Origin of the sequence: Mycobacterium riyadhense (assembly GCF_963853645.1) — a bacterium.
Lineage (GTDB): Bacteria > Actinomycetota > Actinomycetes > Mycobacteriales > Mycobacteriaceae > Mycobacterium > Mycobacterium riyadhense.
On the sequence record NZ_OY970456.1, the window covers coordinates 4,785,423 to 4,806,517 of the forward strand.

Consider the following 21,095-nt stretch of genomic DNA (forward strand, 5'->3'; position numbering starts at 1 on the left):
GTAAGGCGCATCGCCGAACGCCTGGGCCCGGGTTAAGGTTGCGCTCAACACCGACGCGGAGGACGGCCTGGGCTAGGTATGGACACCGAATTCACGCTCACTCAGAAGCGCGCCCTGGCGATCCTCACGCTCATCGCCCTGGCTTTCGGCGCGTACTTCCTGCGCAGCTATTTCGTCCTCATCGTGGTGGCCGCGGTCGGTGCGTATTTGTTTACGCCACTTTTCAATTGGTTCAACAAGCGTCTCAATACCGGTTTGTCGGCCGCAGCCACCCTGGTGTCGGCGCTGGCCATGGTTATCGTGCCGGTGGGGCTCTTGGTGCTGCTCGCGGTCGTCCAGATTGCTCGGATGGTCGATTCGGTCGCCGATTGGGTCAGGTCGACCGATCCAAGCCGCCTCGGCCAACGGGTTTTGGAACTCCTGAACGACCTGCTGGCGCGGGTGCCGTTTCTGCACATGACGGTGACCGAGGAGACGCTTCGCAAGGCGATGATCTCGGTGGCCCAGACCGCCGGCCACTGGCTGCTGCAGTTCCTGCAGGACGCGGCTGGCAGCCTCGCCGGCGCCATCACGTCGGCCATCATTTTCCTCTACGTGTTTATCGCGCTGCTGGTGCACCGCGAGAAGCTGCGGACGTTGATCGGCCAGCTCAATCCGCTCGGCGAAGAAGCCACCGATCTGTACCTGCAGAAGATGGGCTCCATGGTGCGCGGCACCGTGAATGGACAGTTCGTCATCGCGTTGTGCCAAGGCGTCGCCGGCGCCGCGTCGATCTACATCGCCGGGTTTCACCACGGCTTCTTCATCTTCGCGATTGTGCTGACGGCGTTGTCGATAATTCCGCTGGGCGGCGGGATCGTGACCATTCCGTTCGGCATCGGAATGGTCTTGTTCGGCAATATCGCCGGTGGCACGTTCGTGGTCCTCTGGCATTTTCTGGTGGTCACCAATATCGACAACTTCTTGCGTCCCGTCCTCGTTCCGCGCGACGCTCGACTGAACTCGGCGCTGATGTTGCTTTCGGTGTTCGCGGGTATTGGCATGTTCGGTCCGTGGGGCATCATCATCGGTCCGGTGCTGATGATCCTCATCGTCACCACCATCGACGTCTACCTCGCGGTGTACAAGGGCGTAGATATGCCACAAATGAAGCGGCCCGCCAAGCCGGACCCTAAGCCGGACGACGCGAAACCGGTGCGCCGTAACTGGCTGCCGCGCCGAATTAAGTCAGCCGCTCGGTAAGGAAGTCGACCACTCGCTTGCGGGCCTCATAGGCCGGTTGGCCGTCGACTTCGCGAACCTGGTCGGTCAGCACCGAATGCGCCGTCCGGCCGAAGCCGTACTCGTTGCCCGGGCCGGAGTCGATCTCGATGACCTCGAACGCGTCGCCAAGCCGCTCCTTGAGCGTCGTGAACCGTTCGCGTGGTGACATCTTGTCCGCACTGAACCGCAATCCCATAGCGCACAGGCCCTGGTTGGCGCAGCGATCGGCAACGACTTTGAGTTCGGATTCGCTGAGCCCGGGGTCGCGGCGTTGCGCGGGTGTCAGCGGCAGCGGTACCGACGGCTGGCTGAGCACCGGCGCCAGCACGCTGTCGTCGACGGCGGCGGCCAGCGCGAAGCCGCCGGTGAAGCATTGGCCGATGACGCCGACGCCGTTGCCGGGTGTCGACGCGTTGAGATCGCGCGCCAGCGCTCGCAGGAACTGCGACACCGGCCGCTGCTTGTTGGTGGCCATCGCCGCGAATTCCCTTGCCACACAGGCCCGCGCGATCTCGACCGCGGCGTAGCCGGCCGACACCGCCTTGCCCGGCTCTCCGAACAACGACGGTATGGCGACGGTGAACCCGTTGTCCACCAAGTGATTGCCCAGCGCGAGGACACCGGGATGGATGCCCGGTATCTCCGGAATCAGCACCACCCCGGGGCCCGATCCTTTGCGATACACGTCGTGGGTGTAGCCACCACCGGTGAATGGTGCCGCCGACCAACCCGTCAGGTCGGCTTCGGGTGCGCTCATTGGACTTCCCTTCTATCGGGTCGCCGATAATGGCGGCTGTGACTGAGTCGCCAACGCCAGCGTGTGGAACTGCTCGGTGCTGCCGGCACCGGTGACCGCGATCTGCGTGACGCCCGCGGCGCTGGTGAGTCTGGTCGTCCACACCGGCTCGGCTTGGTCCGAACCTTGGTAGACGACCCAGCCCGTACCGACGACGTCGACCGTTCCGGTCGGGTACATGCCCGGATGGATCGAACCGACCAGCCGGTCCTCGTCGGCGTCGCTCTGGGTCAGGCGGAGATACATCCCCGTTGGGCTGATGTACCCGACGATCGAGGTGGCCGCGTTGAGCCGCTGACCGGTGGTCGGGTCCGTTCGCCCATTTTCGATACCGCCGCGACCGCCAGAGTTGGGTTGCCAGCCCGCCGGCAGTACCGGCAACCGAATCGGGAAACTCAGCGTCGCGGCGTCCGCCCGCAAGGCCGCCGCGGCATCGTAGAACGGTACCCTGCCCCGATTCGTCCCGCCGGGCTGAATCGAACACATCCCGACCATGCCCGCCAGCAGGATGCAGCCGATCACCAGCGGCACCAGCGACCAGAACATGTCGCGCCCATCCTGCAGCAGCCGCGACTTGGCCGGCTTCGGCGTCGGCTGCGGCTCCGCGGTCACCTCGCCAGTATCCCAGCTCCAGCCGACAGTTCCGCTTCTGGGAGAATCAGCAACCATGACTGCTGAGGGATCCACGCCGACCGCCGTCGCCAACCACGGCCCGTCGACCTCGCGGCCGCTGCGCGGGGAAGCCCCCGATCGCAACCTGGCCCTGGAACTCGTGCGGGTTACCGAGGCCGGTGCCATGGCCGCAGGCCGCTGGGTGGGTCGCGGTGACAAAGAGGGCGGGGACGGCGCGGCGGTCGACGCCATACGTGAACTGGTGAACTCGGTCTCCATGCGCGGCATCGTTGTCATCGGCGAGGGCGAAAAAGACCACGCACCGATGCTGTACAACGGCGAGGAAGTCGGCAACGGTGACGGCCCGGAGTGCGACTTCGCCGTCGACCCAATTGACGGCACCACATTGATGAGCAAAGGCATGCCCAACGCCATCTCGGTGCTGGCGGTGGCCGATCGCGGCGCCATGTTCGACCCTTCGGCGGTGTTCTACATGAACAAGATTGCGGTGGGACCCGACGCGGCGCACGTGCTGGACATCACCGCACCGATCGCCGACAACATTCGGGCCGTCGCCAGGGTCAAGGAGTTGTCGGTGCGCGACATGACCGTGTGCATTTTGGACCGGCCGCGGCACGCTCAGCTGATCGACGACGTCCGCGGCACCGGGGCTCGGATCCGGCTGATCACCGACGGCGACGTCGCGGGCGCCATCTCCGCCTGCCGGCCGGAGTCGGGCACCGACATGCTTGCCGGCATCGGCGGCACCCCGGAGGGCATCATCGCCGCCGCGGCGATCCGCTGTATGGGTGGGGCAATTCAGGCGCAGCTGGCGCCCAAGGACGACGCCGAGCGTCGTAAGGCGCTCGACGCCGGATACGACCTCGATCGGGTGCTGACCACCAAGGATCTGGTGTCGGGCGAGAACGTGTTCTTCTGCGCCACCGGGGTCACCGACGGCGATCTGCTCAAGGGCGTCCGATATTACCCCGGCGGCTGCACCACGCAGTCGATCGTGATGCGTTCGAAGTCGGGAACCGTCCGGATGATCGAGGCGTACCACCGGCTCTCGAAGCTCAACGAATACTCCGCAATCGACTTCACCGGCGATAGCAACGCTGCCTATCCCCTCCCCTGACCAACACGCCGACTAGCGAGGAACCCGATTCATGGCCGCAGACGCGGGCGAAAACACTGAATACCGTATCGAGCACGACACCATGGGCGAGGTCCGGGTGCCGGCAAAAGCGTTGTGGCGTGCGCAAACCCAGCGTGCGGTGGAGAACTTTCCGATCTCCGGCCGCGGCCTGGAGCGCGCCCAGATCCGTGCGTTGGGTCTGCTGAAAGGCGCGTGCGCGCAAGTCAACAAAGACCTCGGGTTGCTGGCCCCGGAAAAGGCCGACGCGATCATCGCCGCGGCGGCTGAGATCGCCGACGGCCGCCACGACGATCAGTTCCCTATCGACGTCTTCCAGACCGGCTCGGGCACCAGCTCGAACATGAATACCAATGAGGTGATTGCCAGCATCGCCGCCGCCAACGGCGTTACCGTGCACCCCAATGACGACGTCAACATGTCGCAGTCGTCCAACGACACCTTCCCCACCGCCACCCATATCGCGGCCACTGAGGCGGCGGTGTCCCACCTCATCCCGGCGCTGGAGGTGCTGCAGGACGCTTTGTCCGCCAAGGCTCTTGATTGGCAGACCGTGGTGAAGTCGGGACGCACCCATTTGATGGACGCCGTTCCGGTGACACTTGGGCAGGAATTCAGCGGGTATGCCCGCCAGATCGAGGCCGGCATAGAGCGGGTACGCGCCACACTGCCCCGGCTGGGTGAACTGGCCATCGGCGGCACCGCGGTAGGCACTGGCCTCAACGCTCCCGAGGGCTTCGGTGTCCGGGTGGTCGCGGCGCTGGTCGCCGAAACGGGCTTGTCCGAATTGCGAACGGCTGCAAACTCTTTCGAAGCTCAGGCGGCCCGTGACGGATTGGTCGAAGCGTCTGGAGCGCTGCGCACGATCGCGGTGTCGCTGACCAAGATCGCCAACGACGTCCGCTGGATGGGATCCGGCCCGCTGACCGGCTTGGCCGAAATTCAGCTGCCCGACCTGCAGCCGGGCAGCTCGATCATGCCCGGCAAGGTGAATCCGGTTCTGCCGGAGGCGGTCACGCAGGTGGCCGCGCAGGTGATCGGCAATGACGCCGCAATTGCCTGGGGCGGTGCGAACGGCGCGTTCGAGCTCAACGTCTACATTCCGATGATGGCCCGCAACATCCTGGAGTCGTTCAAACTGTTGACCAACGTGTCAAAGCTGTTCGCCCAGCGCTGCATTACCGGGCTGTCCGCTAACGTCGAGCATCTACGCGAGCTCGCCGAATCCTCGCCCTCGATCGTGACGCCGCTGAACTCGGCCATCGGGTACGAGGAGGCGGCCGCGGTCGCCAAACAAGCGCTCAAGGAGCGTAAGACGATCCGCCAGACGGTCATCGATCGCGGTTTGATCGGCGACAAGCTGTCGCTCGAAGAGCTGGATCGTCGCCTCGACGTGTTGGCGATGGCCAAGGTCGAAGCGACCGAGCAATGACGGCTCCCCCCGGCGGTCCCTATGGTCAGGGGCCCTATGGTCAGGGGCCCTATCCTCAGGGTCCCTATGGTCAGGGTCCTTACGGAACGAATCCGTATGGACAGGATCCGTATTGGGGCGGACAGCCGCAGAGCGGCCCGTACCAGTACCCGCCGGGCGGCCCTTACGGCAATCCGCAAAGCGGTATGGACCCTTACGCGCCGGCCGGCTACCAACCGCAGCAGTATCCCTCGGGCTGGCCAGGCGGGTCCTACCCGCCCGGACCACCGCCGAATCGGCCCGGCTCGAAGATGCCGTGGTTGATCATCACCGGTATCGCCGTGCTGGGCGTCATCGTGTTGGTGGTGATCCTGGCGGTCGCCCTCAGTAACCGAAACACCTCGAGCACGGCCGGCCCATCGGGGACCACGAGCGCTGCCACGTCGCAGCCCAACAATTCTCAACAGACCGCGACCGGCTGCACCCCCAATGTCTCCGGCGGTGACGCGTCGAGCGTCGACGGCACGGTCAGCGCGGGCAAGCTGTCGTTCCCGACCAGCGCGGCACCCGGATGGACGCCGTACTCCGACGACCAGAACCCGAATCTCATTGACGCGGTGGGCCTCGGCCAGGAAGTGCCGGGCGCCAACCAATGGATGCAGCAAGTCGAGGTCGCGATCACCAACTTCGTCCCCAGCATGGACGTCAACCAGCAGGCATCGAAGTTGATGGACTGCGTGGCCAGCGGCCCCGGCTACTCGCAGTCGTCGCCCACGCTGGGCGCGAAGAAGACGTCGTCGATTACCGTCGATGGGGTCAAGGCCGCCCGGGTGGATGCCGACATCACGATCGCGGACACCGCACGCAACGTGAAGGGCGACACGGTGACGATCATCGCGGTCGACACCAAGCCGGTCACCATCTTCTTGGGAGCAACACCTATCGGCGAGCCGGCCCCCCAAGCCGTCGTCAACCAGGTCATTGCGGCGCTGAAGGTCGCGAAGTAGCCAGTCCTAACCTGTCGGCGCCGAAACATGTGTGGCCTCCGACCGTCCGCGCAGCACCGTGGAATAGCATTCGCCCCACCGTTGCTGCTCGGCTCTGTCTGCGCGGTCGACGGCAGCCGCCGAACACAGGATCCGCCGGTCGGAGGCTTTGGCAAGATCGGCCAGTCGCGCGGCCTCGTTGACGGCATCGCCGATAACCGTGTATTCATACCGGTTTTCGGCGCCGATGTTGCCGGCAAAGACTCGGCCCGCCGAAACGCCGATGCCGAAGTCGACCACGGGTAGCTCGCGCAGCTGAGTGCCCAACGTGCGGGCAGCGGCCAGCGCCGCCGATGCCGGTTCGTTCGTCCGTAGCGGTGCTCCGAAAATGGCCAGCGCCGCATCGCCTTCGAATTTGTTGATCAGACCGTGATGTTCGTCAACGGCGCCGACGACGATGCGGAAGAATTGATTGAGCACGCCGGCAACCTCTTGCGGTGGAAGGCTTTCCGTCAATTGCGTGGAACCGACCAAGTCGATGTAAAGGACAGCGGCCTCCACCACGTCGCCGGTCAGCGCGGCGCCTTCTTGGATCGCTCGATGGGCTACGTCGATTCCGACGTGACGCCCGAACAGATCGCGCACCCGGTCCCGTTCGGCGAGTCCGGCGACCATTCGGTTGAATCCCATTTGCAGGCGCCCGATTTGGGAGCGCTCGTAGACACCGACTTGCGTGTCGATGCGGCCGTGTTCGACCTCGGCCATCGCGTCGACAACCTCGCCGAGTGGGTCGGCAATAGACCGCGACGTCAGGATCATCACCGGCAACCCCAGAACCACCGCCGCCAGCGCCACCACCAAGACAGGCCCATCCAGCGACGCGCCCTGCTGGATCAGCCAGCCGTAGGAATGCAGGATCACAAACGTCGCGATGATCCCGATGGGCAAGGCGCTGCATAAGAACCACAACATGACCAATCGCGCAAACACGCCGGGCACCGTGATGCCCTGCTCGGAACCCCGGGTGGCGGCGGCCATGATCGGTCGCAGGGTGTGTTGCGCGAGCAGTAGACCGGTGGCGGCGGCGGCGGCTCCGCCAAGCAGCACACCGAGCAGAATGGGCAGCAGCAGCGCGGCTCCGGAGTGCCGGTTCAACAGCAGCAGGGTTGCGCCGCATATCGCCCAGGCCGCCGCCAGGATCGCCGACTGGCGGCCGGCGAGTTTCATCGCGGAGGCCCGCTGGGCCGGGGTCGGTTCGGCTCCTTCGGTATACCACCGCAGGGTGGGGGCAAGGCTAAGGAACCCGCCGATGCCGACGCCAATCGTCCCCAGCACCACCAGCACCACCAGCGTCACCGTGTTCCGTTGCACGAAATCGGCATTGAGCGCAGCAGACGTGTGACCGCGCAGCGGGATCAGGATTGCGCATGCGCCGACGACGGCGAAAACGGAGGCCAACGCAAGGTCGAGTCCGTATTGAATCGCTAACTTGCGGGCACTCTTAGGCACCGTTGTTCGGCCCGCCGGAGTTCTGTCCCGGAATGTCGGTGATCGGGAAGTTGGGCATCGGCTTTGGCGAGGGGGTATTGGGCAGCGACGGGATCTCGCTCGCCGGGATGTCACGCAGCTGGTTGACGGGTGGACCGTTCTCCCTGCTGCCATAACTGGTTCCGGGCGCCCGCGGCCCGAGCAGCTCGCTGACCGTCACCAGCCGGTAGCCATTGGCCTTGAGCACCGGGATGAACTGGTAGACCAGGTCGACGGTGCTGGAGTAGGTGTCGTGGAACAACACCACCGAGCCCGGCTTGACCTGCGACATCAGCAGTGCCCGCGTTGCCGCGGTGTTGGAGTCGTTGGCCCAGTCGAAAGGGATGACATCCCAAAGGATTTCAGCTTGCCCAAACTTGGCTGCGGTCTGGCGCACCGCATCGTTGGACAGGCCGCCGGCGGGGCGGTAAAGCGTGGGCGTCCGGCCCGTCGCGGCGGTAATCGCGTCGTTGGCCCGCGAGAACTGGCCGGCGATGTCGTCGGGCGGGATCGTGGTCATGTTGGGGTGTTCCCAGGTGTGGCTGCCGATCTCCATCCCCGCATCGGCGATGCGTTTGGCGCCAGCGGGATTGGCTGCCACCTTGTTGCCGATCAGGAAAAACGTCGCCTTGGCGTCGTTGTCCCTAAGGACTTGCAGCAGCCGGTCGGTGTAGGGGCCCGGACCGTCGTCAAACGTCAGCGCGACACACTTGACCACCGAACAGTCCAGATTCTCGGCACGCGTGACGTGGCCGGTAAGGGAACCGACCACCAGCACCGCAGCGGCCACCACGGCACCGAAGACCGTGCGCCAGTAGCGCCAAGCCAGATTGTCGGGTCGTTTCGGCACTAGGGAAGTTTAACGGGCGATTGAGGGTGCGATCTTGGCGTCAGCGTGGACCGGTGATTTCCTCGAGCATCTCGGTGACCAACGCGGCAATCGGCGACCGCTCGCTGCGCAGCAGCGTGATGTGGGCGAACAGCGGATGGCCCTTGAGCTTCTCGATCACGGCCGCAACGCCGTCGTGGCGGCCGACCCGCAGGTTGTCGCGCTGTGCGATGTCGTGGGTCAGTACCACGCGGGATCCGGTACCGAGCCGGGACAGTACGGTCAGCAGGACGTTGCGTTCCAGCGACTGTGCTTCGTCGACGATGACGAACGAGTCGTGCAATGAGCGCCCCCGAATGTGGGTCAACGGCAGCACCTCGAGCATGCCCCGGGACAGAACTTCCTCGAGGACCGCCGGGCTGGCCAGGCCCTCGAGCGTGTCGAAGACCGCTTGCGCCCACGGGCCCATCTTGTCGCTCTCGCTGCCCGGCAAGTAGCCCAGCTCTTGCCCGCCAACCGCGTACAGCGGGCGGAAAACCACCACCTTGCGCTGAGTCCGACGCTCCAGCACGGCCTCTAGCCCCGCGCACAACGCCAGCGCCGACTTTCCAGTGCCGGCCTTGCCGCCCAGCGACACGATGCCCACCGACTCGTCGAGCAACAGGTCGAGCGCCACCCGCTGTTCGGCGGAGCGGCCCCGCAGCCCGAAAACCTCGCGGTCCCCGCGAACCAGCTGCACGCGCTTGGCGGCGGTGACACGGCCCAGCGCGTGGGAACCGCCGCCGAGCAGCCGAATCCCGGTGTGACACGGCAAATCCCGGGCCTCGGCCAGGTCGATCTCGCCGTCGGAAAACAGCGCGTCGATGTCCTCGGCGGCGGTCTCGATCTCATGCATGCCCGACCAGCCGGAGGCGACGACGTCCTGGGCGTGGTACTCGTCGGCCGCCAGGCCGACCGCCGCGGCTTTGACGCGAAGGGGAATGTCCTTGCTGACCAAGGTGACTCGCTTGCCTTCCGCGGCGAGGTTAGCGGCGCAGCTGAGGATCCGGGAATCGTTACTGTCGGTGCGAAAGCCGGCAGGCAGCACCGCAGGGTCCGAGTGGTTGAGTTCTACGCGCAGCGAACCGCCTTGAGTGCCAACGGGAATAGGCTGATCCAGGCGCCCGTGCTCTAGCCGGAGATCGTCGAACAACCGCAGCGCCTGGCGGGCGAACCACCCGAGTTCGTGGTGATGGCGCTTGGCCTCCAGTTCGCTGATTACCACCAGCGGTACCACCACCTCGTGCTCAGCGAACCGGCTGCAGGCCCACGGGTCGGACAGCAGCACGGAGGTGTCGAGCACGTACGTCCGGGTATCGGTCACGGAGCGCTCCTCGAGCTAACAGCGCTCGGGCGGACCCACACGAGCGTATCGGCGCGGGCCGCGGCACCAGGACCGGGGCCGGTCCTGCCGTTGTAGTGACCGGAGGTGCCGCCCTGGCAGCAGAGCATGTCGCTGGCCATCGAGTGAGACGCTACTCTCGTGGCCGCGCGGCGGCCTGTCAGGCGCGCCGAACGTCGCCTGGGTACCACTAGGTCATCAAGGGTTGCCGGAACTGCCATCACGATAATTGTGTTGAACGCAACAGTCCGTTCACAAGCTTTGCTACTGGTTGTTCAGTGAAAGCCAGCGCGAACGCGTGCCCGCCGGTCTCCGATCTTTCTGCCGCACAATCGATTTCTGTTGTCGGCTCGATCTTCTCTACGGGTTGGCTCAGCAACGTCCTTGAGCGCAACCACTCAGCGGAACTGCGATGGCGTCGACAGAGGCCGCGTCTGGACCTGGGTTAACCGGCATTCCGTCATCCAATTCAACGATCGGCGGCGTCACCGCCTCGCGTTTGGCGACGCCGCGCGGGAACCAGCGCCAACCGGCGAGGAACACACAGCCCAGCGACACGGTGGCGATGAGGAACGCGACCCGGATGCCGTCGATGAAATCTTCCTCCGCAATCTGCGCGGGATCATGGTGCAGTTGCTGCCGGGGCACGATTCCGCTGACATGCGCGCGCGGGTTGACATTGTCGATGATGACCTCGGCGATGGCATGCCGCGCGACCGGGTCGGGCACTGCCGGCTCCAGATGCGGCTCGAGGGTGGCCGTCAACCAGGCGGCGAGCACAGAGCCCAGGACCGCGAACCCAATCGTCGAGCCGATCGCGCGCTGGGCGCTCATGATCCCGGATGCCATGCCCGCCCGTTCCGGTGGGACCGCGTTCATCGCGACGGTCGTGATCGGCGTCAGGCACAATCCGATGCCCGCGCCGCACAGCGCCAGGCCGACCAGCACCAAACCGGAGCTGCGCTGCTCACTGACGATCAGCGTGAGCAGACCCAGCATCAACAGACAAAGTCCCAGCAGGACGAGCAGGCGTGCGCCCACCCGGCCCACCAGCGGGCCAACCAGCGGCGACACGATGACCACACCCGCGCTGAACGGGACGATCATCAGGCCGGTCACACTGGGGGTATAGCCGCGCACGTTCTGCAGGAACTGCGTGGTGAGCAGCAGCATCCCGTAGACGGCGAAAAACACCGTGCAGATGGTCCCGATGGACAATGCATACGCACTGTCGCGAAACAAGCTCAGATCCATCATCGGATCCGGCGATCTGCGCTCCAGCCACGCGAACGCGGCGCCGCCGGCGACGGCCGTCACGAGTAACGCGATGATCCGCGGCGACGTCCAGCCGACCTCGGGACCTTCGATGATCGCGTAGACGAAAGCCCCCACGGTCACGATGAACAACACCTGCCCGGCCAGGTCGAAGCGTCCCGATCGCTCATTGCGCGACTCCACCACGAAGCCCAGGGTCAGCAGGAGGACAACCGCGCCCAGGGGCACATTGACGTAGAAGATGCTGCGCCAGCCCCACCGGTCCACCAGCAGACCGCCGAGCGACGGGCCCGCCGCCATTCCGACGCTGCCAATGGCGGTCCAGATTCCGATGGCCTGCGCTTTCTTCTTGGGTTCCGGAAATGCGGCGCTGACCAGGGCAAGCGAGGTCACGCTCACGGTCGCCGCGCCCAAACCCTGCACACCCCGCGCGATGGCGAGGACCCCGATGCAGGGCGCCAAGCCACAGGCGATGGACCCCACCGTGAACAACGAAACCCCCACCAGGTACCAGCGCCGCCGGCCGTACCTGTCCGCGAGTGCGGCCGCCGACATCATGAAGACCGCCATCCCCAGGCTGTAGGCCGCCACCACCCACTGCAGCCCGTCCTCCCCGACACCGAAGCTGCGCTGGATGTCAGGCAGCGCCACGTTCACAATCAGCGCGTCGAGCAGGATCATGAAGACGCCCAGGCCCGTAGCAATCAGGGTGAGAAGCTGCGTGCGGTTCATGTGGTGCCCCAGTTCGCGGATCAACATGCTGCTCAGAAGGGCTCTGATCAGAGATTCTGCTTTCACGGTCACGCTATGTAGACCACTTATCGGCGTCTAGTACAAATGTGCGAACGGACTCTTGCGCCAAGAGCAAGGGCGGTTCGGGAATGTCGTCGATTCGGGCGAACGATTAGCGGTGCCGGCGCCGACGCGAGGACGCCTGGAAACCGGCAACGGCGGGTGCGGCACCGAAGGGACCGGATTCGTGATCTAACAGCCCGTAAGAGCAGTGCTCTCGGTTTCGAAAATGCCGATTGTGTGACTGGTCTAGCCGGTGATGAATTGCGTCAGCCCCGGCTCGTCGGCGAGCCCCCATGCGGTGATGCGATCAGAGATCACCTGTCGCAGCTGTTGCGGTCCGAAAATCCCAGCGTCAGCCACCTTCGCCACCTTGTCCCGGTAGGCGTCGATGTCGCCACCTATGACCTGGAGGTCGGCCGCACGAGCGGCGATCGCCGCGATCGTCTCGTCGCGGGTGTAGCCGAGGCAGTGCGCCACGAGGTTGGCGAAGAACTCCTCGTGGCGCGCCTCGTCGCGGGCGATGCGGTCGATGAGTCCGGCCAGGATGGGTTCTTCGATCTGCGCGGCTAGGTTGCGGCAGAAGACCGCGAAAGAGCGCTCGTAGAACGCCATGTACACCAAGGTCTCGACCTGCGTGTACGTGTCGCCACGGTAGCCCTTCATCACGTGCTCGACGCGGACCTCTTCGTTCGCGGTCGGGTCGACCTCCCTGGTCACCACCAGGTATTCGCGTATTGCAATGGCGTGCAGGTGCTCCTCGGCCGTCCACCGGCCAAGCCAGCGGCCCCAATAGTCCTCGAGAATGAAGTGCTCGACGAGCTCACGGTGATGACCGGCCAGGTTGTCCTTGAGGATCAGCAGGATCTCGCATGCGTCGGTAATCACCCTGGGCAGCGTCGCCTGGGACGGATCCCAGTCGCGTCCGCCCAGAAAGGCGAAATTCTCGCCCTGGTCGAACGGAACATAATCGTGGGCGAACCAAAGTTCCTCGGTGTCGAGGTGGCGAGTCATGTTCTCTTCGACGACCGGCTCGAGTTCGAGAGTCAGCGCATTAGCTACAGGTTTCTGTGCCATGCAGTAACTGTAACCCGCGTTCACAGATGCTTTCAAATCTGTGAGCCGCGTGTCACCCGGCTAGCGACCGGCCAAACTCCAGTCCTCGAGACCCTCATAGAGCGGGAACTCCCTGGCCAGCCGCGTCGCCCGGTGCCGCAGAGCTTCGACGTCGGCCGAGCTGCCTCCCACCAGCGCGGTCGCGATGATGTCGGCAACCTCGGTGAACTCGGCGTCGCCGAAACCGCGAGTTGCCAGCGCGGGAGTTCCGATCCGCAGGCCCGAGGTCACCATCGGCGGCCGAGGGTCGTTGGGGACGGCGTTGCGGTTGACGGTAATGCCGACCTCGTGCAGCAGGTCCTCGGCCGCCTGCCCATCCAGCGGAGAGTTGCGCAGATCAACGAGCACCAGGTGGACGTCGGTGCCACCGCTGACCACCGCGACGCCGGCCTTGGCGACGTCGGCGGCCAGCAGCCGTTCGGCGAGGATCCGAGCACCGGACAGGGTGCGCTGCTGCCGCTCGGCGAATTCGGGTGTGGCGGCGATCTTCAGCGCGACCGCCTTGCCCGCGATGACGTGCATGAGCGGTCCGCCCTGCTGGCCAGGGAACACCGCCGAGTTGATCGCCTTGGCGTAGTCCTGCTTACCCACGATCAGGCCCGAACGACCCCCGCCCAGCGTCTTGTGCACCGTCGTGGACGCCACGTCGGCATGCGGTACCGGCGACGGGTGCAACCCGGCGGCCACCAGGCCCGCAAAGTGCGCCATGTCGACGAACAGGTTGGCGCCGACCTCGTCGGCGATCGACCGGAACGCCGCGAAGTCCAGAACGCGCGGGTAGGCCGACCAGCCGGCGATGATCACCTTGGGTCGGAACTCGAGCGCCTGAGTCCGCACCACGTCCATGTCGATCAGATGCGTCGTCGGGTCGACGCCGTAAAAGCCGTTTTCGTACAACTTGCCCGAGAAGTTCAGCCGCATGCCGTGGGTCAGGTGACCGCCGTTGGCGAGGTCCAGGCCCAGCAGCCGCTCTCCCGGTGACATCAACGCGTGCAGCACCGCCGCGTTGGCCTGGGCGCCGGAATGCGGTTGCACGTTGGCGAAGTCGGCGCCAAACAGCGCCTTGGCCCGGTCGCGGGCGATGTTTTCCACGACGTCGACGTGCTCGCAACCGCCGTAGTAGCGCCGACCGGGCAGCCCCTCGGCGTACTTGTTGGTCAACACGCTGCCTTGGGCCTGCAGCACCGAGCGCGGCACGAAGTTCTCGGAGGCGATCATCTCGAGGGTGTCGCGCTGTCGGCCAAGCTCTTTGCCCAGCAGCTCTGCGATATCGGGGTCAACCTCGGCGAGCGGGGCGGACATTATGGAGGCACTGGTGCGGGCGTCGGGTGCGGCAGTCACGGGCGCCAGTCTATCCAGCGTGCTGTCTAAGACCTATTTGACGGCCCAACCGTCGGGCACGCGCCCCGCCCTGCAAGACTGACACCATGCCGCGGCTGAGCGAGCCGAGCCCGTATGTCGAATTCGACCGAAAGCAGTGGCGCGCGCTCCGCATGTCGACGCCGCTGGCCCTCACCGAAGAGGAACTGATCGGGCTGCGCGGTCTCGGTGAGCAAATCGACCTTCTGGAGGTCGAAGAGGTTTATTTGCCGCTGGCCCGGCTGATTCATCTTCAGGTCGCCGCCCGTCAGCGATTGTTCGCCGCCACCGCGGAGTTCCTCGGTGAGCCGCAACAAAACCCGGATCGACCGGTGCCGTTCATCATCGGCGTCGCCGGCAGCGTGGCAGTTGGCAAGTCAACCACCGCCCGCGTGCTGCAGGCGCTGTTGGCCCGCTGGGATCACCACCCCCGGGTGGACCTGGTGACCACCGACGGTTTTCTTTACCCTAATGCCGAACTGGAGCGGCGAAACCTGATGCACCGCAAAGGGTTTCCGGAGAGCTATAACCGGCGGGCGTTGATGCGATTTGTCACCTCGGTGAAATCGGGTTCGGACTACGCCTGCGCGCCGGTGTATTCACATCTGAAATACGACATCGTCCCCGGGGCCAAACATGTAGTCCGCCACCCCGACATCCTGATCCTGGAGGGGCTCAACGTGCTGCAGACAGGTCCGACACTCATGGTGTCGGACCTGTTCGACTTTTCCCTTTATGTGGACGCTCGAATTGAGGACATCGAGCAGTGGTACGTGTCGCGGTTCTTGGCGATGCGCAGCACGGCGTTCGCCGACCCGGAATCACACTTCCACCACTACGCGGCCCTGAGCGACGCGAAGGCGGTAATCGCCGCGAAGGAGATCTGGCGCTCGATCAACCGGCCGAATCTGGTCGAGAACATCCTGCCCACCCGGCCGCGGGCCACGCTGGTGTTGCGCAAGGACGCCGATCACTCCATCAATCGGCTCAGGCTGCGCAAACTGTAGTCCGGCCGATTATGGCGACGCCCCGAGCGTCCCAGCTACGCCGGAAAGCAGCCCCTTGGAGCCGCCGGCGCCACCGGGCCCGCTGGGTACCCCGGTTCCCCCGGCACCGCCGTTGCCTCCGTCGCCAATCAGCTGCGCGCTGCCACCCTTACCGCCGGCACCACCCGCGCCACCGCTGGCGCCGGACCCGCCACTGGCCCCACCGGCGCCCGCAGTACCGCCGGCGCCACCGTTGCCGTACAGCGACCCGCCGGTAGCGCCGTTGCCGCCACCGCCACCCGCGCCGCCGCTGCCGTTCGTCCCGGCCCCGCCGGGACCGCTACCGCCCTTCGCGCCGGCGCCGCCGTCACCACCATGGCCTCCGGCACCGCCCGTGCCCACCATCCACTTGCCGTCGCCGCTGGCGCCGCTGCCACCGGCACCGCCGCCACCACCATCGCCGCCACTACCGCCGGCGCCGCCCTTCCCGGCGATGCCGGCGCCAGCGGCACTACCACCGCCGCCGCCGATGGCGGCCGCGGCGCCGTTGCCGCCGCTACCGCCGGACCCACCGGTGCCGGACAGCCACCCGCCTGTGCCGCCGGCTCCGCCGCCACCACCATCGCCGCCGCTACCCCCGTTACCGCCGTTGCCGCCGTTGGCATCACCGCCGATGGAGAAGCCGGCGCCGCCCGTGCCGCCGCTGCCGGCGGTGCCGCCGGCGGCACCGAACCCGCCGGCCCCACCAGCGCCCCACAGCCTGGCGTTGCCGCCGGCACCGCCGGCACCGCCGGCCCCACCGGATCCAGCGTTGCCGCCGTTGCCCCCGCCAGCAGTGCTGCTGCCGCCGTTAAGGCCGTTGCCGGCGTTGCCTCCGATGGCGCCGTGCCCGCCGGCACCGCCGTCGCCGAAGAGCAAGCCACCGGCACCACCGGCGCCGCCGCCGCCGCCGTCCCCACCAGCTCCACCATCAAAGCCGTCGCCAACGGAAATGACGCCGGTCGCGGTGACGCCCTGGCCGCCGGTGCCGCCGGCCCCGCCGGCCCCGCCGGCACCCCACAACCCGGCGCTGCCGCCGGCTCCACCGTCTCCGCCATGCCCGCCGTCACCGCCGCCGCTTTCGCTGTTGCCGTTGCCGGCATTACCGCCGTCGCCGCCAGCCCCGCCGGCGCCGAACAAACCGGCGGCTCCACCGGTGCCGCCGATGCCGCCGTCGCCCCCGTCGCCCCCACCGCTCCCGCCGATTCGGCCGCTTCCGGCGTTGCCACCAGCCCCACCGTCGCCGAACAACAGCCCACCACGGCCGCCGGCGCCGGCATTGCCGCCGTCACCGCCGCGACCGGCCCCGACCGCCCCAATCGCCCCGTCTCCTCCGTGCCCGCCGGCCCCACCGGCGCCCCACAGCCCCGCGGCACCGCCGGCGCCACCGGCCCCACCGGCCACGCCCGCAGTGATCGCCGTTCCACCGGAACCGCCAGCGCCGCCGTTGCCGTACAGCCAGCCGCCGGCGCCGCCGCTACCGCCGGCCAGGCCGGCCCCGCCCCCGCCCCCGGACCCACCGTTGCCGATCAGCCCGGCAGCGCCGCCGTTGCCGCCGGCCACCCCGGCGGTCGTGCTGGTGCCACCGTTACCACCGTTGCCGTACAACAAACCACCGGCCCCACCGTTTTGGCCCGGCCCGCCATTGGCGCCGTCGCCGATCAACGGGCGCCCCAACAGCGCCTGGGTGGGCGCGTTGATCACATTCAGCACGTCGTCCAGCGGCTCGGCAGCGGCCGCGGCGTTGGCCGCCTCGGCGGCCGCATAAGCTCCGCCGGCGCCAGACATCAACCGAACGAATTGTCGATGAAACGCCTCCACCTGCGCGGTCAGCGCCTGATAGGCCTGGCCGTGCCCGGCAAATAATGATGCCACCGCCGCCGACACCTCATCGGCGCCGGCGGCCAGCACCGCCGTGGTCGGACCCGCCGCGGCCGCATTGGCCTCACCCAACGCCGAGCCTATACTCACCAAATCGGCCGCGGCCTGCCCCAGCAAATCCGGGGCGGCAATCAAGAATGCCATCGCTGTCCTCCTTCGGATTACGCCCCCCGGCAGCCCGTTGGAATATGCAGATCGCAGCTCGATCGAACAGAGTTCCAGCCGTTTTTGGTAGACCTAGCATCGCTGATTCCCGCTGGCCTGTCATTGGCAGATTGCACAGGAGAGCCAACCGGACCGTGCAATCTGCACAGCGCCCGCGCACCGAGCGCCAACTCAAACGGTCCCAGTGGCCCTGAAACTCGCCTCGAAGTGGCCGGAGCGGGGCGGCGCACCGCAAACGTCGGCCGCGTCGTCCCGCACCGGTGGGACTGGGCGCTACGCCTGCAGCCGGCGCACTCCCAGGTACTGCAGGCCAGCGAACACCGCGGTGTACACGCCGCTGGCCAGCGTCGCGGCCACCCCGGTTGCAGTCATCGGCACCAACTCAGCTGCGACGATCGCTGCCAGCGTGTACACGATGTTTGCCACAACGACTCCGATCCCGGCGCGACGCAAGTTGGGTAACGCCGCGAGACAGAACACCGCCAGGCCGTACAGCACGAAGAAGGCACCCATGCTGTATTCCTGGCCGGACGTCAGGCCGGTCAGGCTCGAGATCGGATCGGCAGCCACAGCGACGACCAGGCCCATCAGTCCGGTCAGGGTGGCGTCGAGGCGCATTGCGAAACGCAACAGCGAGTCCGTCGAGTCGTAGAGGGGCCGGGTTGTCGGACCGGAAATTGCGGTCATGTCGGTTCTCCTTGCGAGGGCGATTGGGTCGAACACGTTTGAGCGTGCCGTCGTAGCACTGCCAGATCGACGCATGGCACTGCCAACTACTGCCACTCACTCAATGACCAGCAATTTCGACGGGCTATTCCCATCGAGCGGGATTAGACCGCGTTGGCCTCGACGACGCTGTATGGTGACGCGGTTTCGACCACCCGCGTCATGTCAAAGCCCGCACGCTTGAGGAGTCGACCGTATTCCGCGGCGGTGCGCTCACGACCGGCAACGACGACCAACATTTCCAGATCGACCCACTTGCCCGGAGACTCGCGGTCGTGCGGGGGAATTACGAACTCAACGAGTAGCACCTTCTTGCCCGCGCCCGCGGCCGTGCGCACGTTGCGAAGAATGCGCACCGCGTCGTCATCGGGCCAATCGTGGATGATGTTCTTGAGTACATAGGCATCGCCACCGTCGGGTAGATCTTCGTCGAAAAATGATCCTTCTTCGATCCGCACCCGGTCGGCGACATCGTGTTCTCGGAATACTTTCGGGGCTCCTGCCACCACCTGGGGTAGGTCGAACAAGACCCCGCGTGCAGCCGGGGTCGCGGTCAAGATTGCGGCCAACAGCCGACCGTGTCCCCCGGCGACATCGACGATGGTCCGGTAGGAGCTGAAGTCGTAGGCGGTGATCACCGGCGCGATCGACAGTTCAGATGTGCTCGTCATGGCCTGATTGAAGATTTCGGCGAGCTCCGGTTCGTCGGCCAAGTAGTCGAACGCGGGCTTACCGCGCAATTCGGGGACGACGGGGCGGCCGGTCCGGACCGCGTCCGTAAGGTAGCTCCAATGCTCGCGTTGCTGGCGCGAACCCACCCATCGAGCCATTCCTGCGACCGACACTTCGGCGTCGCGACGAAGCCTGTCCGCGAGCGGGGTTAGATCGTAGCGGCCATCGCGGCGTTGACGGAAAATCCCGCGCGCGATCAGGGCACGCAGCAGCCGGGAGAGCGCATCGGCGTCAGCGTCGACCGCGGTCGCGAGCTCACCGAGGGACAAGGGCCCTTTCGCGAGCGCGTCGGCAACGCCGAGCTCCGCTGCCGCGCTGATCGCCTGGGCCGCCCACGCGTCCATAATCATTTCCATCATCGCGACCTGCGGCGGCACCATACGTCGGTGCAGACGATCGAGCTGATGTCGAGCAAATTCGATCGCTCGCACGACTTTGGCTGGCGGAAGTTTCGACGAAGACATTTGCTACCCCCTCGCAACGTCGAGAAGCGGCGAATACGGACCGGCGGCCCGACCGTTGCCAGGCTAGTCGCTGGAAACGGCGACACGCCCACGCAGATCGGCGGCGATGAGCCGGGCCGCAGCGTTTTGCCAGTTGTGCAGCGAGCGCTGCGGCACCTCGGTAACCAACCACTGCCACGCTTGCCGCGCGGTGGGATCCAAACCGGCGGCGGTCGCGTTCTGTGCGTAAGCTCGCACGCCGACGACGTAGGGGAAGTACAGCGAGTTGTAATAGCGCCACTGCTCGGTCGTCCCGAAATCGCCGCCATCGCGCGGCTTGAGTCGCCCGATGCCATCGGCGAGAACCGCCTTGAGTTCGTTGGCGCGCTCCACGGGGTGGTCGGGTGCGCCGCGGGCGGCCAACCGCTCGTCTATCACGGGCAACGCGGTCAGTGGGCTGGCGACGAGTTTGGTCAGGTCACCATAGTGGCCCAGCGCCCGGCGAGTGAGCCGGACGAAGGTGTCGTCGTCGACGTCGTCGAGCGGATTGTCCGACCGCAGCGGCAGCGCCGCCCCGGTGTGCCGCAGCGCGGCCCGGTCGGCACGCAACCTGGGCGACCTCGAGAACGCCAGCCGGTCCAGCAGCCCGGCCAGCGGATCGGCCAGCACCTGCACCGTGATCGCGACGGCCAGGCTGGTGAACAGCAGCACGGTCAACGGGGTTTGGGCGGCGGGCTCATTGCGGGTCACCGCCAAACCGATCAACGCCTGGCCACCGAAGAGCACCGCCACCGCGACCGAGCCGGCGAACGAACGCAGCATGTCGGCGCGCAGCGCCTGGCCCTCGTCGAAGGCGTCCCAGAGGGCCACCGCCACCCCGAGTGCCACCACGTCGAAACCCGTCGACGCCAGGGCCAGCCAGCTGGGTAGCAGGCCCAGCGGAATGATCAGGATGGCGTTGCTCAGCGCGAAAAACAGCGTCGCAACAACCACCACGCCGGCGACCGACGTGGGCTGCGCCGACCGCCGCAAGGCAAAGACCATCGCGGCCAGCGTTGAGATCGAGATAACCGCGAACATCACCCCGTGGCCCGCCCGCAGTGGACCGTCGACGCTGCCAGCCATCGCAGCACCAAAGAGAGCCAGCGCCCCGGCTCCGCTGACCAGCAGCAGCTCGCCGGTGCGTGCCCGCCAGCTGTCGCACGGCCTGGACAGCTCGACCAGCACCGCGAACCATGCCACGCCCGGGATTGCGACCAGGTAGATCTCGATCTGGCTGAGCAGCTGGGCGTGCCCAGTGCTGGTTATCCGCACCGCGTCCAGGGCCACCACCAGCGCGAAACCACACAGCCCGATAGCCGCCAGCGCCAGCACCGGCTTGCGTGGATCACGAGCCAACAGGTACAGCCCGAGCCACCCGCTCAGCGTAAACACCACCGCCGACAGCGCAGCCATGCGTCCAGTGTGTCACGGGCTTGCGGGCTCGCCAGGTTCGATGCGGCCGCCGCCAGAGCCTCGGGCGCAGCAATCACAAACGACATCACTTTCCTCCGGTCGAATCAGCACCGGGCATACCTTCCGGGAGAGCGGACGGTATTGCTAACTCGCACGCTTGTACCG

17 protein-coding genes are annotated in these 21,095 nt (G+C 66.5%); 5 read left to right on the top strand and 12 right to left on the bottom strand.

What is annotated here, in order from left to right:
* Positions 1-78: 78 nt before the first annotated feature.
* Positions 79-1,242, top strand: a complete 1,164-nt coding sequence (locus AADZ78_RS21125) for an AI-2E family transporter (RefSeq protein WP_085253308.1) — start codon at positions 79-81, stop codon at positions 1,240-1,242.
* Here the strand turns inward: AADZ78_RS21125 and AADZ78_RS21130 are convergent.
* A complete protein-coding gene (locus AADZ78_RS21130; protein WP_085253307.1) occupies positions 1,223-2,020 on the bottom strand; it encodes a dienelactone hydrolase family protein in 798 nt (265 codons plus the stop codon). The two genes, AADZ78_RS21125 and AADZ78_RS21130, sit on opposite strands and share 20 nt — an antisense overlap.
* A gap of 12 nt (positions 2,021-2,032) precedes the next feature.
* On the bottom strand, positions 2,033-2,671 hold the full coding sequence (locus tag AADZ78_RS21135) for a DUF4245 domain-containing protein (RefSeq protein ID WP_239655074.1): 639 nt from the start codon (positions 2,669-2,671) through the stop codon (positions 2,033-2,035).
* Positions 2,672-2,726: 55 nt separating this feature from the next.
* On the opposite strand from AADZ78_RS21135, the gene glpX reads away from it, so the two are divergent.
* The 3 genes from glpX to AADZ78_RS21150 are packed head-to-tail and all read left to right on the top strand — an operon-like array spanning position 2,727 to position 6,245.
* On the top strand, positions 2,727-3,809 hold the full coding sequence (glpX, locus tag AADZ78_RS21140; protein ID WP_139829081.1) for a class II fructose-bisphosphatase: 1,083 nt from the start codon (positions 2,727-2,729) through the stop codon (positions 3,807-3,809).
* A 31-nt stretch (positions 3,810-3,840) separates the two neighbouring features.
* A complete protein-coding gene (locus AADZ78_RS21145; protein ID WP_085253305.1) occupies positions 3,841-5,259 on the top strand; it encodes a class II fumarate hydratase in 1,419 nt (472 codons plus the stop codon).
* Entirely contained in the window at positions 5,256-6,245 is a 990-nt protein-coding gene (locus AADZ78_RS21150) for a hypothetical protein (RefSeq protein ID WP_085253304.1), read from the top strand. The genes AADZ78_RS21145 and AADZ78_RS21150 overlap by 4 nt, the downstream gene beginning before the upstream one ends.
* Before the next feature lie 6 nt (positions 6,246-6,251).
* Here the strand turns inward: AADZ78_RS21150 and AADZ78_RS21155 are convergent, their stop codons facing one another.
* The 6 genes from AADZ78_RS21155 to glyA all read right to left on the bottom strand — a co-directional run bounded on the left by AADZ78_RS21155 (position 6,252) and on the right by glyA (position 14,446).
* A complete protein-coding gene (locus AADZ78_RS21155; RefSeq protein ID WP_085253303.1) occupies positions 6,252-7,733 on the bottom strand; it encodes an adenylate/guanylate cyclase domain-containing protein in 1,482 nt (493 codons plus the stop codon).
* Positions 7,726-8,601 carry a polysaccharide deacetylase family protein gene (locus tag AADZ78_RS21160; protein WP_085253302.1) on the bottom strand — a complete coding sequence of 292 codons (876 nt, stop codon included), beginning with the start codon at positions 8,599-8,601 and terminating at the stop codon, positions 7,726-7,728. Before AADZ78_RS21160 ends, AADZ78_RS21155 begins: the two co-directional genes overlap by 8 nt.
* A 40-nt stretch (positions 8,602-8,641) precedes the next feature.
* Positions 8,642-9,943: a PhoH family protein gene (locus tag AADZ78_RS21165; RefSeq protein WP_085253301.1), complete on the bottom strand. Its 1,302-nt coding sequence runs from the start codon at positions 9,941-9,943 to the stop codon at positions 8,642-8,644.
* A gap of 390 nt (positions 9,944-10,333) precedes the next feature.
* Positions 10,334-11,968, bottom strand: a complete 1,635-nt coding sequence (locus tag AADZ78_RS21170; protein WP_085253323.1) for a DHA2 family efflux MFS transporter permease subunit — start codon at positions 11,966-11,968, stop codon at positions 10,334-10,336.
* A gap of 309 nt (positions 11,969-12,277) precedes the next feature.
* Positions 12,278-13,105 (bottom strand): acyl-ACP desaturase, encoded by an 828-nt coding sequence (locus tag AADZ78_RS21175; protein ID WP_085253300.1) that lies wholly within the window; start codon positions 13,103-13,105, stop codon positions 12,278-12,280.
* Positions 13,106-13,165: 60 nt separating this feature from the next.
* Positions 13,166-14,446, bottom strand: a complete 1,281-nt coding sequence (glyA, locus tag AADZ78_RS21180) for a serine hydroxymethyltransferase (protein ID WP_085253299.1) — start codon at positions 14,444-14,446, stop codon at positions 13,166-13,168.
* Positions 14,447-14,571: 125 nt separating this feature from the next.
* Between glyA and coaA the strand changes: the two genes are divergently transcribed.
* A complete protein-coding gene (gene coaA, locus AADZ78_RS21185) occupies positions 14,572-15,510 on the top strand; it encodes a type I pantothenate kinase (protein WP_085253298.1) in 939 nt (312 codons plus the stop codon).
* A 9-nt stretch (positions 15,511-15,519) separates the two neighbouring features.
* Here coaA and AADZ78_RS21190 read toward each other — a convergent pair whose 3' ends face one another.
* The 4 genes from AADZ78_RS21190 to AADZ78_RS21205 all read right to left on the bottom strand — a co-directional run bounded on the left by AADZ78_RS21190 (position 15,520) and on the right by AADZ78_RS21205 (position 20,930).
* On the bottom strand, positions 15,520-17,553 hold the full coding sequence (locus tag AADZ78_RS21190; RefSeq protein WP_264033550.1) for a PE family protein: 2,034 nt from the start codon (positions 17,551-17,553) through the stop codon (positions 15,520-15,522).
* A 294-nt stretch (positions 17,554-17,847) separates the two neighbouring features.
* Positions 17,848-18,261, bottom strand: coding sequence for a hypothetical protein (locus AADZ78_RS21195; RefSeq protein WP_085253422.1), 414 nt, complete (start codon positions 18,259-18,261; stop codon positions 17,848-17,850).
* Between the two features lie 143 nt (positions 18,262-18,404).
* On the bottom strand, positions 18,405-19,496 hold the full coding sequence (locus AADZ78_RS21200; protein WP_085253421.1) for a methyltransferase: 1,092 nt from the start codon (positions 19,494-19,496) through the stop codon (positions 18,405-18,407).
* Positions 19,497-19,559: 63 nt separating this feature from the next.
* Complete coding sequence (locus AADZ78_RS21205) at positions 19,560-20,930, bottom strand: hypothetical protein (RefSeq protein WP_085253420.1); 1,371 nt, start codon at positions 20,928-20,930, stop codon at positions 19,560-19,562.
* Between the last annotated feature and the right edge of the window lie 165 nt (positions 20,931-21,095).